This window comes from Flexivirga sp., from assembly GCF_035551235.1.
Classification (GTDB): domain Bacteria; phylum Actinomycetota; class Actinomycetes; order Actinomycetales; family Dermatophilaceae; genus Flexivirga.
The window spans coordinates 1-15,297 of sequence record NZ_DASZNO010000020.1; the positions used below are offsets into that span (position 1 = coordinate 1).

The window sequence follows — 15,297 nt, forward strand, 5'->3', positions numbered from 1 at the left end:
CCGATGCTGGAGCACTTCCGCTACCTGAAGTCCGTCGCGGAGGCGAACCATGTGCAGCCGAAGTTCTCGATCCCGTCGCCGACGGTGCTGGACTTCCGGGTCGAGCCGGCCAACCTGGCCGCGCCGGACTACCCCGACCGCGATGCGTATGTCGACGATCTCGTGCAGACCTACCGCGACGCGATCGCTGCCTTCTACGCCGAGGGAGCGCGCTACCTGCAACTGGACGACACGGTGTGGGCCTACCTGTGCAGTGATGCGGAGCTGGAGCGCGCTCGCACCGAGCGGGAGATCGACGTCGACGGCATCGGACATCGCTACCGCGACATCCTGATCCGCGTGCTCGAGGGCAAGCCCGACGACCTGGTGGTCACGACACACGTATGCCGCGGAAACTTCCGCTCGACCTGGATCTCCTCCGGCGGCTACGAGCCCGTCGCCGAAGATCTCTTCGCGGTCCCGTACGACGGGTTCTTCCTGGAGTACGACTCCGACAGGGCGGGCGGCTTCGAGCCGCTGCGCTTCTTCCCCAAGGGTGAGCAGACCGTCGTGCTCGGGCTGATCACCTCCAAGACAGGTGAGTTGGAGAATCCGGACGAAGTTCGCGCGCGCATCGCGGAAGCCGCGAAATACGTTCCCCTGCAACAGATCGCGATCTCCACGCAGTGTGGTTTCGCGTCGACGGAAGAGGGCAACATCCTCACCGAGGACGAGCAATGGGGCAAGGTGCGTGAGGTCGTCGAGTTGGCCACGAGTGTCTGGGACGACTGACAGACTGACTCCATGGCCAAGACTCCCGCCGCCCTCGTCCCCGTCGGGGACCGCGAGGTCCGCGTCTCCAGCCCTGACCGCGTGATCTACGAAGCCACCGACCGGACGCCGGAGATCAGCAAGCTCCAGGTCTGCGAGTTCTTCGCGACCGTCGGCGACGCGCTGATGCGTGCCGTGGGGGAGCGGCCGACCGCCATGGAGCGCTGGCCCGACGGCTACCGGGACGGCATGCGCCTGTCCACGGGGTATGGCGATGACGGCGACGGTTTCTATCAGAAGCGGTTACCGCGCGGTGCCCCCGAGTATGTCGAAACCGTCGGTGTCACCTTTCCGAGCGGGCGCACTGCACAGGAGTTGTGCCCGACAGAGCCGGCGTCAGTGGTCTGGGCCGCGCACATGGGCACCCTGACCTTCCACCCGTGGCCGGTTCGGCGTCCGGACGTGGACCACCCGGACGAGTTGCGGATCGACCTCGACCCGCAGCCGGGCACCACCTTCGCCGACACGCAGCGGGTCGCCGGCGTGGCGCGCGAGTTGCTGGAGGAGCTGGGGATGCGGGGCTATCCGAAGACGAGCGGCAACCGCGGCATACACATCTATCTGCGGATCCAGCCGAAGTGGACCTTCGAGGAATTGCGCCACGCCGCAATCGGATTCGGCCGCGAGCTGGAGCGTCGCGACGACGGCGTGACCACGAGCTGGTGGAAGGAGGAGCGCGGCGAACGCATCTTCGTCGACTTCAACCAGAACAACCGCGACCGCACGATCGCCAGTGCCTGGAGCCTGCGCGCGAAGCCGGGCGCGCCGGTCAGCACGCCGATGACCTGGGAGCAGTTGGCGGAGGTCACCGACCCGCGCGACTTCAACCTGGTGACCGTCCCGGACTTCCTGGCCGACAGCGACGCCTGGGCGGACATGGACGACACCGCCCATTCGCTGGAGCCGCTGCTGCAGCTGTGGGAGACGCTGCCCGGCGGCGAGCTGAACTTCCCGCCCGACTACCCGAAGATGCCCGGCGAGCCGCCGCGGGTGCAGCCCAGCAAGAAGGTCGCCGAGCACTGGGACGCCGACGGCAACCGGATTGAGTGACCGCTATGCGCTCTTGCGCTCGGTCTCCTGCGCCTCCAGCTCCCGCACCAGCGGGATGACCTGGGTGCCGAAGCGCTCGATGTCCTCGCGCACGTGCAGGAAGCCGGCCAGGATCAGGTCGACGCCGACCTTCTTGTAGTCGACGATGCGTTGCGCGACCTGCTCGGGAGTGCCGACCAAGCCGGTCTTGAAACCGTCGTTGTACTGCACCAGGTCCTTGAAGTCGGAGCCGGCCCACATGCCCTTGCCGTCGCGGGTCGAAGCCCCGGCCGTCTTCACCGCTTCGCCGAAGTCGCGCACCTTCTCCTCGTCGGCATTGTCGATGATCTCCTGCACGACGCGGCGGGCTTCCTCCTCGGTGTCGCGCACGACGACGAAACCGTTGAGCCCGAAGCCGGGACGCCGGCCGTGCTCGCGGCCGTAGCCCTCGACCTCGTCGACCTGCTCCGCGATGGCGTCGATCGAGCCACCGTTCATGAAGTACCAGTCCGACAGGCGCCCGCCCATCCGGCGCGCACTGGTGGAGTTGCCGCCCTGGAAGATCTCCGGGGGAGTGGCGGGCTGTGGTCGGAAGGTCAGGTCGCGGGTCCGGTAGAAGTCACCGCGGAAGGTGAGGTCGTCGGTGCCCCAGGCGCCCTTGAGCACCTCGATGAACTCCTCGGACCGCCGGTAGCGCTCCTCGTGGTCCAGCCACAGCTCGCCGAGGTTGGTGAATTCCTTCTTGAACCAACCGGACACGACGTTCAGGGCAAAGCGGTTGTTGCTCCAATCCTGCGCAGTAGCAGCCAGTTTCGCCAGTACGGCGGGTTGCCAGAAGCCCGGGTGAACCGCTGCAATGACCTTCAGTCGCTCGGTGTGGGCGAGCAGCAACTGGGAGAACGACGTGGACTCGTGCTGCGCGTCGGCGCCATACGACGCGAGGTAGCGCACCTGCGTCAGCGCGTAGTCGAAGCCGAAACGCTCGGCCGCCTGCGCGGCATCGATGTTGTATGCCGGGCTGTGATCGGTCCGCTGCGGCACCTTGCTCACCACCAGACCGCCCGACACGTTGGGGACCCAGTACGCAAACTTCAGCTCGGTCATGCCGACTCCTCCTGGAGAACGAGAGATGGTGTGCGGTCGAGAGTGTGGTAGGCGCCCCGGTGGTGCACGAGCGGATCCCCGTGTCCCTGCTGGTGATTCGTCACCTGCGCGGTCACCAGCAGGCTGTCGCCCGCGTCGAACGTTGCTTCCACGTCGGCGCTCAGTCGGGCGCTGAACTCGGTCAATGCAGGGAGCCCGTCGTCGTGCCAGTGCCAGTCGCTCACGAACCGCGACCGACGGTCTCCGGCGAAGCGCCGGGCGAGGTGGCTCTGGTGAGCGCCCAGCAGGTGCAGGGAGACCCGTCCGGTGCGCTCGATCGTCGCTCTGCTCGACGACGTCCTACTCAGGTTGAAGGACACCAGCGGCGGCGCCAGGGACACCGAAACCACTGAGATCGCTGTGAATCCGACCGGGCGGTCCCCATCGGCAGCACAGATCACCCACGTGCTCGAGACCGCTTCGCGGAATGCGGCCCGCAGGTCGGTGCCAGCGGAATGACCGGTCATGGTTCGCCTCCATCGGTCCTGGCCTGAGCACCTGCCCGTGAAGGTGGTTGCTGCGGCGTCGCGGAGCCAGGTCTCTCAGCCGCTCTGGATGGGTATAACGCGACGTTAACTCAACCATCACCTAATGAAGCAACTTCGGTCCGCGCAGTGAGATGCCGGACATCAGTCGGTGGGGGCCAGCACCTCATCCAGGTCGTAGGCCGGAGCCCGGTCGACCTGCGACATGAGGCAGGACTCGGGATCGCGGTCCGGACGCCACCGCAGGAAGCCCACACCATGGCGGAAGCGCTGCCCCTCCAGCTGATCGAACTTCACCTCCGCCACCCGCTCCGGACGCAGCCGAACGAACGACACGTCCTTGTTGCCGCTGAACCGGGAGCGGTCGGTCTCGCCGCGGACCGCGTCGCCCTCGTCGTCGCGCACCACGAGCGGTGCGAGCTCGTCGATCAACTCCAGCCGCCGCTTCGCCGTGAACGAGACGATGCCGCCGACGTTGCGCAGGTTGCCCTCGTCGTCATACAGGCCGAGGAGCAGGGAGCCAACGCCGTTGCCGCTCTTGTGGATCCGGTAGCCGAGGAGCACGGCGTCGGCCGTGCGCGAATGCTTGATCTTCAGCATGGCGCGCTTGCCCGGCTGGTATGGCGACCGTTTCGCCTTCGCGACCACTCCGTCCAGGCCGGCGCCCTCGAAGCGGTTGAACCAGTCCTGCGCTACCTGGGGGTCGTCGGTGACCCGGGTGAGGTGGAACGGTGCATCGACCGAGTGCAGTGCCGCTTCGAGCGCCGTGCGTCGCTCCGCGAACGGACGCTCGAGCAATGACTCGCCGTCGACGACGAGGGCATCGAAGAAGATGATCTCGGCGGGAGTCTCCTCGGACAGCTTCCGCACCCGGGACTCCGCGGGGTGGATGCGCTGGCTCAGCGCCTCGAAATTGAGCCGCGCAGAGCCCTTTTCGCCTGCCCGCACCACGACTTCGCCGTCGAGGGCGCACTTGTCCGGAAGTTGTGCGCGCACTGCCTCGACGAGCTCCGGGAAGTAGCGGGTGAGTGGCTTGGAGCCGCGCGAGGCAAGCTCGACGTCGTCACCATCCCTCAGCACGATGCAGCGGAAACCGTCCCACTTCGGTTCGTAGAGCAGCCCGCCTTCGACGCTGTCCGCGGCGGGCACGGAGGCGGTGGCCTTGGCGAGCATAGGGGTGATCGGCAACTCCAGCGGCAGGTCCATCCGGCCATTGTGCCCGTCACCTGCGACGATGGCAGCGTGAGCAGTCGTGTACTTCGCCGTGCCATCGCACCGGCGGCAGGGGTGACCACCGGCGTGACCGCTGCGGTGGGCGGCGGGACCATCGGCGTGTCGAGTTACTTCGTGCGGCAGGTACTCAAGCCGGTCGTGCCGGTGGATGACGTGCCGGTCCACGAGGTGGGTCCCGACCACGTGGTTCTCACCGGCACCGAGGAGTCATTGGCACCCGGCCGTTATGGCATGTGGCAGAACGAATTCCACACCCATGCGCGCCTCGGCGACATACTCGCGACTGATGGTGGCCTTGTCACGCGGGCACTGGACGGCGTCGACTTCGGCGAGTTGGTGCCCGGCATGGCCCGGTTCAACAGCAACTACTTCTGCGGCCCACCGGCGACCTCGTTCCCGCTGCACCTCGATGACGTCGAGTTGGAGACACCCGCCGGTCGGATGCCGGCGTGGATTGATCGGGCCCCCGGTGGTGATCGCTGGGCGGTGCTGGTGCACGGGCGCGGCGCCCAGCGCAGTGAGACGCTGCGAGCGGTGCCGATCCTGCACGATCTCGGCATCAACAGCGTCATACCGTCCTATCGCAACGACGTCGGCGCGCCGGCGTCGCCCGACCACCGCTATCACCTGGGCATGACCGAATGGGCCGACGTCGAGGCCGCCGCCCTGTATGCCGCCTCACACGGCGCTCGTGAGATCCAACTGTTCGGCTGGTCGATGGGCGCCGCGATCGTGCTGCAGTTCCTGGACCGTTCGTGGCTTTCCGAGATGGTCAGTCGCGTCGTCCTCGACTCGCCGGTGATCAGCTGGCAGCCCGTCCTCGATTTCCATGCCGGCGAGAACCGGCTCCCGAAACTGATCTCGCGCCTGGGTGGCCGGCTCCTGCGTGGTCCCCTGCGGAGTCAGGTCGCCGGGTTGGACGAGCCGCTCGACCTGCGGCTCACCGACTGGGTCCGCCGCGCCGACGAATTGTCGGTGCCGATGCTCGTGATCCACTCCGCGGTCGACGAATTCGTGCCCTATGCGCCATCGGCTGCGCTGGCGGCAGCGCGACCGGATCTGGTGCGGTTGGAGACCTGGGACGTCGCCCGGCACTGCCGTGCATGGAACGTCGACCCGCGCCGCTGGGAGCAGCTGGTCGCCGAATTCTGTTCTGAGTGAGCGTGGTTCGGCGGCTCAACGTGCGTCGGGGAGCGGCATACCCGACGTGTGCGACGATGTGGCATGGCCAAGAAGAATGCGAAGAAGTCGAAGAAGAAGGACGCGAAGGCGTCCAGTGTCTCCATGGGCGAGGCACTGCGCGTCACGCCCGGCTTTCAGCTCGCTGACCTGGATCCTGCTGGCACGCCTGCCTTTTCGGGCAAGAAGAAGGACGCCGAGGAGGTCATGGCCTCCGTCCGCGACGAGATCGACGACCTCCAGGAACGGCTCTACGCGGGCGGTCGCGATGGTGACGGGCCCGCGATCCTGTTGGTGGTGCAGGGCATGGACACATCCGGGAAGGGTGGCGTCATGCGACACGTCGTCGGCGCCGTGGACCCTCAGGGTGTGAAGTTGCACGCCTTCAAGGCGCCGAGCGCCGAGGAGCGACGGCACCCCTTCCTCTGGCGCATCCGCCGTGAGCTGCCCGACCCGGGTTACATCGGCGTCTTCGACCGCTCCCACTACGAGGACGTGCTGGTCGTGCGGGTGCACGACCTGGTGCCGCCGTCGACCTGGGGCCGGCGATACGGCCAGATCAACACGTTCGAGCGCGCGGCGAACGACAAGGGCATCCACGTCCTGAAGGTGATGCTGCACATCTCCGCGGACGAGCAGAAGGCACGGCTGCAGGAACGTCTCGACCGGCCGGACAAGTACTGGAAGTTCAACCCGGGTGACATCGACGAGCGGGAGCTCTGGGATTCGTACCAGGAGGCCTACCAAGCAGTCCTCGACAAGACGTCAACCGACGAAAACCCTTGGTATGTCGTGCCGGCCGACCGCAAGTGGTACGCCCGCCTTGCCGTCCAGCAGTTGTTGCTGGACAAGCTGCGGGAGCTCGACCTGGGCTGGCCGGAGGCAGACTTCGACGTGGCCGAGCAGAAGAAGCGTCTCGCAGCCACCTGACCGGCCCGGGCCCGAGCGCGCCCGGGCAGCCTCATTCGGTCAGCGCGGCCCGCAGCACCAGGATCGACCGGCTGGGCACGTCGATCGCCGAACCCGGTTCGTGCGTCGCATCCGCAGCGGGCTCCTCGCTCGCCGTGCTGAGCGCGACCTGCCACTTCCCGTCATACAGGTCGGCCGGGATGGTGAACTCCACCGGCTCGTAGTGTCCGTTGAACAGCAGCAGGAAGTGGTCGTCGACGACCTCGCGACCACGCTCGTCCGGCGCGCTGATCGCCTGACCGTTCAGGAAGACCATGAGGGTCCGGGCGTAGCCGTTGCGCCAGTCGAGCTCGTTCATCACGGTGCCGCTGGGGGAGTACCACTCGATGTCGCCCTGGTCGCTCGAGCCGCCGTGGTGCGCGTCGCCGTCGAAGAAGCGACGCCGGCGGAACGTCGGATGCTCACTGCGCAGGGTGATGACGCTGCGGGTGAAGTCGAGCAGTGACTGCTCGTCGTCGTCGAGTTCCCAGTCGAGCCAGGCGATCTCGTTGTCCTGACAGTAGACGTTGTTGTTGCCGCCCTGGGTCCGGCCGAGCTCATCACCGTGCGAGAGCATCGGGACTCCCTGGCTGAGCAGCAGCGTCGCGATGAAGTTGCGTTGCTGGCGCAGTCGCAGCTCGTTGATCGCCGCGTCGTCGGTCGGGCCCTCGGCGCCGCAGTTCCAGGACCTGTTGTGGCTCTCGCCGTCGTTGTTGTCCTCGCCGTTGGCCTCGTTGTGCTTGTCGTTGTAAGAGACGAGGTCACGCAGGGTGAAGCCGTCATGGGCGGTGACGAAGTTGATGGATGCGATCGGCCGGCGGCCGGAGTGGGCGTAGAGATCGCTGGATCCGCTGAGACGGGAGGCGAATTCGCCCAACGCCGAGGCCTCGCCGCGCCAGAAGTCGCGTACGGAGTCGCGGTACTTGCCGTTCCATTCGGTCCACAGTGGCGGGAAGTTGCCCACCTGATAGCCGCCGTCGCCGAGGTCCCACGGCTCAGCAATGAGCTTCACCTGGGAGATCACCGGATCCTGCTGGATGATGTCGAAGAAGGCCGACAGCTTGTCGACCTCGTGGAACTGCCGCGCGAGCGTCGCGGCGAGGTCGAAGCGGAATCCGTCGACGTGCATCTCCTCCACCCAGTAGCGCAGCGAGTCCATGATCAGCTGCAGCACATGGGGGTTGCGCATCAGCAGGCTGTTGCCGGTGCCTGTGGTGTCGTAGTAGTGCGACTTGTCGTCGTCCACCAAGCGGTAGTAGGCGGCGTTGTCGATGCCGCGGAATGCGATGGTCGGGCCGAGCTCGCTGCCCTCGGCGGTGTGGTTGTAGACCACGTCCAGGATGACCTCGATGTCCGCCTCGTGCAGCGCACGGACCATCGCCTTGAACTCGCTGACCTGCTGCCCGTCGGTGCCGGCCGCGGCGTATTCGTTGTGCGGGGCGAGGAAACCGATCGTGTTGTAGCCCCAGTAGTTGCGCAATCCCTTGTCGACCAGGCTGCTGTCCTGCACGAACTGGTGCACCGGCAGCAACTCGACCGCCGTGACACCGAGACTGGTGAGGTGGTCGATGATCGCGGGGTGCCCGAGCGCGGCATACGTGCCACGGATCTCCTCGGGCACATCCGGGTGGGTCATCGTCAGGCCCTTGACGTGCGTCTCGTAGATCACACTCTCGTGGTATTCGTGCCGCGGCGGCCGGTCGTGGCCCCAGTCGAAGAACGGGTTCACCACCACCGACAGCATCGTGTGGCCCAGTGAATCGTCCTCGTTGTAGGCCTCCGGGTCCTCGAAGCGGTAACTGAAGAGGGACTCGTCACCGTCGAGCTGACCGTCGAACGCCTTGGCGTAGGGGTCCAGCAGCAGCTTCGCCGGGTTGCACCGGTCACCCTCGGAGGGGTTGTGCGGGCCGTGCACGCGGTAGCCGTAACGCTGTCCGTCCTGTATGCCGGGCAGGTAGCCGTGCCACACGTGACCGTCCACCTCGCCGAGCGGAACCCGTGTCTCCTCACCGGTTTCGCTGACCAGGCACAGCTCGACGCCATCCGCGATCTCGGAGAAGAGCGCGAAGTTGACGCCGGCGCCGTCATACGTCGAACCAAGGGGGTAGGGCTTACCCGGCCAAATTTCCATAAAGGGCATTGTGGTCCACGGGATTTCGGTCCGACCCAGCTACCTTGGGTCAAGTGATCGGAGAGACCGCGCGGCCTGGGATGTGCCGATGGGTGTGAAGGCCACTCTTCGGCGTGAATTGTCCCGAGTGCCAGGGCTGTTGGCGCTGGCACGACTCGTCGCCGGGACGTTCCGGGTGTGCATGAAGCATCGGGTCACCGGGCTGGCGGCCGAAGCCGGCTTCTTCGCACTGCTGTCGCTGCCGCCGTTGATCTTCGGTCTGTTGGGCGCGGTCGGCTACCTCGGGCACTGGCTCGGTCCGGACATCGTCGGTCAGGTGACGGCCAATATCGAGCATTACGCGTCGGGGTTCCTGACCGAGCAGAGCCTGCGCGACGTGATCATGCCGACGGTCAATTCGGCGCTCAGCGCCGGGCGCCCCGACGTGGTGTCGGTGGGCTTCCTGCTGTCGCTGTGGTCCGGGTCGCGTGCCCTGAACGTCATGCTCGACACCGTCTCGATCATGTATGGCCACGGTGGGCACCGCGGCATCGTGCAGGCGCGGGTGCTCAGCCTCTCGCTCTACTTCGGCGGTCTGGTCTTCGGTGCCCTCGTCGTGCCGCTGATCGTCATCGGCCCGGACATCCTCAGTGGGTGGCTGCCGCCCGGGTTGCGCTTCCTGATGGTCTTCTACTGGCCGCTGGTCGGTGGTCTGACGATCCTCACGCTCGCGACCTTCTTCCACATCGCGACGCCGGGCCGGCTGCCCTGGCTGCGGCACCTGCCGGGAGGGGCGCTCACCCTGGGGATCTGGGTGGTCGCGTCGATGATGCTGCGGTGGTTCCTCGGGCGCTCGGTCGGTGACCACAGCGCCAGCATCTACGGGCCGCTCGCCGCGGCCATCGTGGTGATGACCTGGTTGTACTTCCTGGGCATCGCCGTGCTGATCGGTGCGGCGCTGAATTCGGCCTCCGTGCGCCTCTGGCGCGCGCCGGAGCGGACCCCTGTGCACGAGCGCGCGATCGAGTGGATCGGCGACGGTGTGACGAAGCTGCGCGAGCAGGCGGTCGAGGCCGATACCGGCAAGCTGAAACTGCCGGTGACCCGGCTCGAACTCGCCGAGCGGCGCAGGGCTCGCGCCATACCGGTCGCGGATGCGGGGGAGGACGCCACACCGGAGGAACCCCGTTTGGATTCCCGTCGCGCGATCGGCTAATGTTTCGGCGCGTGCACGACGCGGTTTCGCGTCGGACAGCAGGCGGACATAGCTCAGTTGGTAGAGCGCAACCTTGCCAAGGTTGAGGTCGCCGGTTCGAGCCCGGTTGTCCGCTCTGGTGCATGGTTCCCGGGCCTCTTCGGAGGCTCGGGATCCAGGACCACGCGGTGGAGTGGCCGAGAGGCGAGGCAACGGCCTGCAAAGCCGTCTACACGGGTTCAAATCCCGTCTCCACCTCGCAAACCAGGACTGCTGAAGCGCTCCGAATCTTTCCGGAAGAGGGTCGTTTTGGAAGTTGGGCAGGGTGTCGGATAGAGTTCATATTCGTTGCCCCGGCTGACAAGTCAGGGTTTACAGGCGGACATAGCTCAGTTGGTAGAGCGCAACCTTGCCAAGGTTGAGGTCGCCGGTTCGAGCCCGGTTGTCCGCTCTGCGGTCGCTTGTATATCGCTTTGGACGATTGGCGCAGCGGTAGCGCGCTTCCCTGACACGGAAGAGGTCACTGGTTCGATCCCAGTATCGTCCACCAGCACGAGGAAAGCCCTGTCCGGCGGAAACGCCGGACAGGGCCTTTAGATTCCTACCCCTCACTCCTTGCCGTGGACCTTCCCGGGCAGCAGCTGCTCGAGTGCGTCCTGCAGCTGACCCGGGCTGTTCGCGCGATAGAGGTCAACCGTCGAGGAGCTGCCGTCGGTGAAGGTGACCACGAGCCGCCGGAACGGCCCTCGGTTGCCAACCTCGACGTCCGTGATCGAGGACAACGGCACGTCGCCCTTGAAGGAGCGCGGCTTCGAGGAGAACGAGCCGGTGTCGAAGAACACCAGGCGTCGGTCCGTTGCGCCCACCCAGAAGACCTGGAGCTGCGGCACGGCCGCTGCGATGCCGGCCGAGGCCCCACCCTCCATACGGCTTGCGACAACGGCGCCCACAGCCCCACCGACAGCACCTCCCACGGCACCCTTGAGGACCGCATTCTTCCCAGCTGCCTTGCACCCGCCGATGAGCTGCTCGCCAGGGTGCAGCTGCCCCTCCATGGGCTTGGTCAGACTCTTCTTGCCATCCGCCATTCATACCTCCCAAATGTCGACGGCCCGAGGACCGCCAGCGTCCATGACCACGTCAGGCTATCTTTCGCATTCCCGCGGCCCGGATCTCCGCGGGAGCGGTGATCGGTGCCCTCGACCGCGGTGAAGTCTCGACATCTTTCGGTGCGGATGAACCGCGGGCCGGTTTTGTACGTGTCTTGCGGTGAGGCACCTGTTCGGATGCTTCGTCCTGTGAGGTGAGGTGGCAGATGTCAACCTTCGGTATCAGCAAGGCGGGCCTCGGTGCGGCAGGTGCCGGTGCCCTCGTGGCGCTGCTCGCCGCGTGTGGAGGTGGCTCGTCCTCCGCCGGGTCAGCGCCCGGCACGACGCAGAGCAAGGCGATGGTGTCCGAGTCCGCCAGCGCCCTGAAGACCAAGTCGATCTCCATCGGCACGGTGCTCGTCGACTCATCGGGCCGCACCGTGTATGAACTCGTCGGAGACTCCGCAGGCAAGCCGACCTGCAAGGGTCAATGCCTGGCGATCTGGCCGGCCGTGACGAAGAACGGCAAGCACGTGATCGTCAACGGCCATCCCGCGTACACCTACGTCCGCGACACCGCGCCCGGCCAGGCGAAGGGCCAGAACCTGACGGATCAATGGGGCCGCTGGTTGGCCCTCGACGCCAGTGGCAAGCCCATCGGCGCTTCCACGACGCCGAGTTCTTCGGCCTCCCCGTCGAAGACCAAGGCTCCCAATCCCGGCGGCGCTGCGTTCTAGCGGGCGACGCGCACGGAGTCTCAGTGGTGCAAAGGAGAAAGAACCATGGGACAGAGGACGTATGAGGCGGCCACGCCGCCGGCGGCGACCGCGCGCAAGCGCGGCATCTCCATCCGTGCCGCCTACGGGAGGGTCCGGCAGCGGGCATCATCGCTCATCTATCTCCCGGCGCTGCTGATACCGGCGCTCGCCCTGCTCCTGATCGGGGTCGGTTGGGCGACGCACTGGGGCGGGGTGAACTTCGGCGATTCGTTGACAAGTCTTCGCGCCGTCACGATCGGACCGCTCGCTTTTGGGTTGATCGCCTTGTTCCTCGTCGCGGAGCGGCTGCGGCCCGCCCAGCGACGATCACTCGTGGCCCGCGGGGATCGCCATGACGTGCTCTACACCGTACTCAACCTCGTGGTCGTGCTGCCCCTCATCACCGCGCTCACCCTCTCGCTCGACGTCGTCGTACGACGTCTGGCGCCGTGGGTGATCCTCCCCAGGATCGGGCTCGTTCCACGCTGGGGCGCGATCCTCGCGATCGTGGTGGCGATGGACGCCTGCAACTGGTTGGTGCATCTGGCCAATCACCGGATCCGCTTGTTGTGGCGCTTCCACGAGCTGCACCACTCCCAGGAGGACATGAACGTTCTCACGGTCTTTCGGACCCATCCACTCATCCACGTCTCGTACGTGCTGGCTGTGATCCCCGCGCTGGTGCTGATCGCCAACGGCGAACTACCGACACTGCTGCTCGTCTTCTACGGTGGCGCGGTCGCTTTCGCGCACTCCAACACCAACCTGGGCTTCGGGCCACTCGAGCGAGTGTTCGTCAGTCCGAACTACCACCGCATCCACCACCGCCTGGTGGGTCCCCAGGACCTGAACCTCGGATTCACCCTGACGATCTGGGACCAGCTCTCGCATCGTGCCCTGTTTCCCACTCCCGAGACGATCAGGGCTGACACCGGGCTGCCGCGACGACCCCTCAAGGTCGAACAACAAGGAGCTCGTCCGCACCACCTCAAGGTGTTCGCCGCCCAGCTCCTGGGACCGTTCCGGCCGCTGGACGAACCGGTAGAGCTTCCCTCCATCCGGGAGCCCGCGCCGGTCCCTCAGGCAGACCGCGACGCGGGGACGGAAACTGGCTGCCGGAGATCGAACCCGACGGCGCCCGAGATGGCGAGCGATCCGCTTGCCCCGGGCCGATGACTACGACTGCGCGCAGCCGCTCCACCCGATGGCTGCGCTTCCTCTTCGAGACGACCGCAGGCGGGCCGGCGACCGATGCCGCGCTGTTGGCAGTGCGGGTCGCCCTCGTGTGGGTCTTCCTCTACTACGGCGCGGCGAAGCTGTTCAGCGCGTTCCCGGGCGCCGGACCGAACGGCATCCATCAGACGGCGCTCTACATGTCGCAGACGGCGCACCTTCGACCCGGAGAGCTCTTCGCCGTGCTTGCCGGCGCGACCGAGTTCGGCGGTGGAGTGGCGATGGCCCTCGGTGTGTGCACCCGCCTGGCCGGGTTGGCACTGTTCGGCGACATGGTCCTGGCGACGATCACCGTCACGTGGTCCACTGGCCTGAGCTCGGCGACCTCCCCTCCCGGGTACCAGCTGAACCTGGCCCTGGGCGCCTTGGCACTCGTCGCGGCGCTCGTCGGCGCGGGCCGTTTCAGCATCGACGCCCTGATCGCCCGCGCCCTCCGTCGGGACGACATACTGCCTCCCCGAGCGGAGATCTCGCGCAGAGCCGGGACCACCGGTCAGCGCTGAGCGGCCTTCGTAAGGCTCTCGATCGCGGCAGTCAGCGTCGGCCAGGAGGGGGAGGACGGGTCTCCCCAGGAGCGGTGGTCGGCGCCGTCGACCGCGGTGAACTCCCAATCGGTCACACCGGTTTCGCGCAGATGTGCAGCGTAGCGCTCGGAGATCTCCACGGGTACGACGTCGTCGTCCGGGCCGTGCAGCATCCGCACCGGCACCGACGGCGTCAGCAGGCTCGGGTCGGCGATCGCGTAGTTGTCCGGTACCTGCTCGGGCGATCCACCGAGGAAGGCGGCGGCGGCCCCGTCACCGATACCGAGCTCGGCAGCCCGGCGCAGGTCGGCCAGGGGCGCCATCACGACGGCACCGGTCACCTGAATGTCCCCGGCGTGCCACCGCGACGTGGTCGGGAGGCTGGCGCGGCTGGCGGCCCACAGGGCGAGCTGACCGCCGGCGGAGTGACCGACAACCGTGATGCAGCGGGGCACCTCGTTGTGCACGGTCCACTCGCGTCCGCTCAGCTGGATCTGGTCGATCGCCTGCACGACGTCGTCCAGTGCGTCCTGCCAGCGTCCCTTCCCGCGGCGATACTCGACCGCGGCGGTGAGGTGTCCTGCCTCGGCGAGGGCGTGTCCGGCCGACCACGCGCGCATCCGATCGGCATCGTCCCAGAAGCCGCCGTGCAGCAGCAGGACGAGCGAGTCGGTCGCTTTCGGCGGCTCGAAGACGTCGGCGACCTGACTGCTCACCGAGCCGTATCGCATTGAGGCGTCGGGGTTTTCAACGTCCGTGTCAGCGATCATCGGCTGCTCTCCTTTGCGAAATGCTTCTCCAACAGGGCAACCGTCGCCGCAGGGTCCTCCAGCGGTGCCAGGTGCCCGACGCCGGGCAGGAGCTCGAAGCTCGCTCCCGGTGTATGGCGGACGAGCTCGCGATTCTGCTCGGCCGTCGTCACCAGGTCATCCGAACCCGCGATGGCGAGCAACGGCACCTGTATGGCGGACAACCGATCCCGCACGTCGAAGACTCCGAGCGCCGCACAGGCATGGCAGTAACTCAGCGCATCGATGTCCGCGAGTTCCTCGACGACTGCACGGGATTCGTCGTTCGGTTGCGCCAGGACGCGCTCGCCGAACCATCGCTGCGCTGACGCCCCCTGGACCGGACGGAGACCCTCGCGGCATACGAGGTCGACGCGTTGGCGCCATACCTCCGCCGTGGCGATCTTCGCCCCGCTGCACAGGATCGCGGCCGCCTCGAACCGTTCGGGGTGATCGACGATCAGTTGCAGACCCACGCAGCCGCCGAACGAGTCGCCGGCATACCGCAGCGGCAGATCGACGCCGACCGCAGCGTCCACCGCGCGGAGTACCGCACCCGCGAGCTCCTGCGTGTCGTAGGGCCGCGTGACCGGCGCGCTACGGCCGTGTCCGGGCAGGTCCCAGCCGATCACCCGATAGCCCGACAGCAGCCCGGCGGCCGTGGACCACAGCCGCTCGACGCGCGTGCCGAGCGACGGGCCGACGATCACGACCGGCTGTCCGGGTGAGCCGGCAAGCAGGGTGAGAGCGATCTCTGGAGGTGCCATCGATGCT

Annotated in this window: 15 protein-coding genes, 4 tRNA genes and 1 riboswitch; of the genes, 12 read left to right on the plus strand and 7 right to left on the minus strand. The window is 66.9% G+C overall.

The window, feature by feature from the left end; all coding sequences use genetic code 11:
• On the plus strand, positions 1-771 hold a 771-nt coding region (locus VG502_RS05000; protein WP_325548927.1), incomplete at its 5' end, for a 5-methyltetrahydropteroyltriglutamate--homocysteine S-methyltransferase.
• A 12-nt stretch (positions 772-783) separates the two neighbouring features.
• Complete coding sequence (locus VG502_RS05005) at positions 784-1,860, plus strand: DNA polymerase domain-containing protein (RefSeq protein WP_325548928.1); 1,077 nt, start codon at positions 784-786, stop codon at positions 1,858-1,860.
• A 3-nt stretch (positions 1,861-1,863) separates the two neighbouring features.
• Here the strand turns inward: VG502_RS05005 and sfnG are convergent, their stop codons facing one another.
• The 3 genes from sfnG to VG502_RS05020 form a co-directional block, all read right to left on the minus strand.
• Complete coding sequence (sfnG, locus tag VG502_RS05010; protein WP_325548929.1) at positions 1,864-2,943, minus strand: dimethylsulfone monooxygenase SfnG; 1,080 nt, start codon at positions 2,941-2,943, stop codon at positions 1,864-1,866.
• Entirely contained in the window at positions 2,940-3,449 is a 510-nt protein-coding gene (locus VG502_RS05015; RefSeq protein WP_325548930.1) for a flavin reductase family protein, read from the minus strand. Before VG502_RS05015 ends, sfnG begins: the two co-directional genes overlap by 4 nt.
• A gap of 6 nt (positions 3,450-3,455) precedes the next feature.
• A riboswitch (SAM riboswitch) is annotated at positions 3,456-3,544 on the minus strand.
• A 67-nt stretch (positions 3,545-3,611) separates the two neighbouring features.
• The gene (locus VG502_RS05020; protein WP_325548931.1) at positions 3,612-4,673 is read right to left on the minus strand and encodes an ATP-dependent DNA ligase; all 1,062 of its coding nucleotides are present in this window, start codon (positions 4,671-4,673) and stop codon (positions 3,612-3,614) included.
• 36 nt (positions 4,674-4,709) lie between these two features.
• Here VG502_RS05020 and VG502_RS05025 point away from each other — a divergent pair, with 36 nt between their 5' ends.
• Together VG502_RS05025 and VG502_RS05030 are read left to right on the plus strand one after the other, a co-directional pair.
• Entirely contained in the window at positions 4,710-5,861 is a 1,152-nt protein-coding gene (locus VG502_RS05025) for an alpha/beta hydrolase family protein (protein ID WP_325548932.1), read from the plus strand.
• Between the two features lie 63 nt (positions 5,862-5,924).
• A complete protein-coding gene (locus VG502_RS05030) occupies positions 5,925-6,809 on the plus strand; it encodes a polyphosphate kinase 2 family protein (protein ID WP_325548933.1) in 885 nt (294 codons plus the stop codon).
• Positions 6,810-6,840: 31 nt separating this feature from the next.
• On the opposite strand, the gene glgX is transcribed toward VG502_RS05030, so the two are convergent.
• Positions 6,841-8,958, minus strand: coding sequence for a glycogen debranching protein GlgX (glgX, locus tag VG502_RS05035; RefSeq protein ID WP_325548934.1), 2,118 nt, complete (start codon positions 8,956-8,958; stop codon positions 6,841-6,843).
• A gap of 127 nt (positions 8,959-9,085) precedes the next feature.
• On the opposite strand from glgX, the gene VG502_RS05040 reads away from it, so the two are divergent.
• The 5 genes from VG502_RS05040 to VG502_RS05060 all read left to right on the plus strand — a co-directional run bounded on the left by VG502_RS05040 (position 9,086) and on the right by VG502_RS05060 (position 10,682).
• Complete coding sequence (locus VG502_RS05040; protein WP_325548935.1) at positions 9,086-10,153, plus strand: YihY/virulence factor BrkB family protein; 1,068 nt, start codon at positions 9,086-9,088, stop codon at positions 10,151-10,153.
• A gap of 42 nt (positions 10,154-10,195) precedes the next feature.
• Positions 10,196-10,268 (plus strand) — tRNA-Gly (locus VG502_RS05045).
• A 51-nt stretch (positions 10,269-10,319) separates the two neighbouring features.
• Positions 10,320-10,390, plus strand: a tRNA-Cys gene (locus VG502_RS05050).
• Between the two features lie 120 nt (positions 10,391-10,510).
• A tRNA-Gly gene (locus VG502_RS05055) sits at positions 10,511-10,583 on the plus strand.
• Positions 10,584-10,607: 24 nt separating this feature from the next.
• A tRNA-Val gene (locus VG502_RS05060) sits at positions 10,608-10,682 on the plus strand.
• Positions 10,683-10,740: 58 nt separating this feature from the next.
• Here VG502_RS05060 and VG502_RS05065 read toward each other — a convergent pair.
• A complete protein-coding gene (locus tag VG502_RS05065) occupies positions 10,741-11,220 on the minus strand; it encodes a hypothetical protein (RefSeq protein ID WP_325548936.1) in 480 nt (159 codons plus the stop codon).
• A gap of 227 nt (positions 11,221-11,447) precedes the next feature.
• Between VG502_RS05065 and VG502_RS05070 the strand changes: the two genes are divergently transcribed.
• The 3 genes from VG502_RS05070 to VG502_RS05080 are packed head-to-tail and all read left to right on the plus strand — an operon-like array spanning position 11,448 to position 13,714.
• On the plus strand, positions 11,448-11,957 hold the full coding sequence (locus VG502_RS05070; RefSeq protein ID WP_325548937.1) for a COG4315 family predicted lipoprotein: 510 nt from the start codon (positions 11,448-11,450) through the stop codon (positions 11,955-11,957).
• A gap of 45 nt (positions 11,958-12,002) precedes the next feature.
• Positions 12,003-13,154 (plus strand): sterol desaturase family protein, encoded by a 1,152-nt coding sequence (locus VG502_RS05075; RefSeq protein WP_325548938.1) that lies wholly within the window; start codon positions 12,003-12,005, stop codon positions 13,152-13,154.
• Positions 13,151-13,714 carry a DoxX family protein gene (locus VG502_RS05080; RefSeq protein WP_325548939.1) on the plus strand — a complete coding sequence of 188 codons (564 nt, stop codon included), beginning with the start codon at positions 13,151-13,153 and terminating at the stop codon, positions 13,712-13,714. The genes VG502_RS05075 and VG502_RS05080 overlap by 4 nt, the downstream gene beginning before the upstream one ends.
• Here the strand turns inward: VG502_RS05080 and VG502_RS05085 are convergent.
• Entirely contained in the window at positions 13,705-14,505 is an 801-nt protein-coding gene (locus VG502_RS05085) for an alpha/beta hydrolase family protein (RefSeq protein WP_325548940.1), read from the minus strand. The two genes, VG502_RS05080 and VG502_RS05085, sit on opposite strands and share 10 nt — an antisense overlap.
• The gene (locus tag VG502_RS05090; RefSeq protein WP_325548941.1) at positions 14,502-15,290 is read right to left on the minus strand and encodes an alpha/beta fold hydrolase; all 789 of its coding nucleotides are present in this window, start codon (positions 15,288-15,290) and stop codon (positions 14,502-14,504) included. Before VG502_RS05090 ends, VG502_RS05085 begins: the two co-directional genes overlap by 4 nt.
• Between the last annotated feature and the right edge of the window lie 7 nt (positions 15,291-15,297).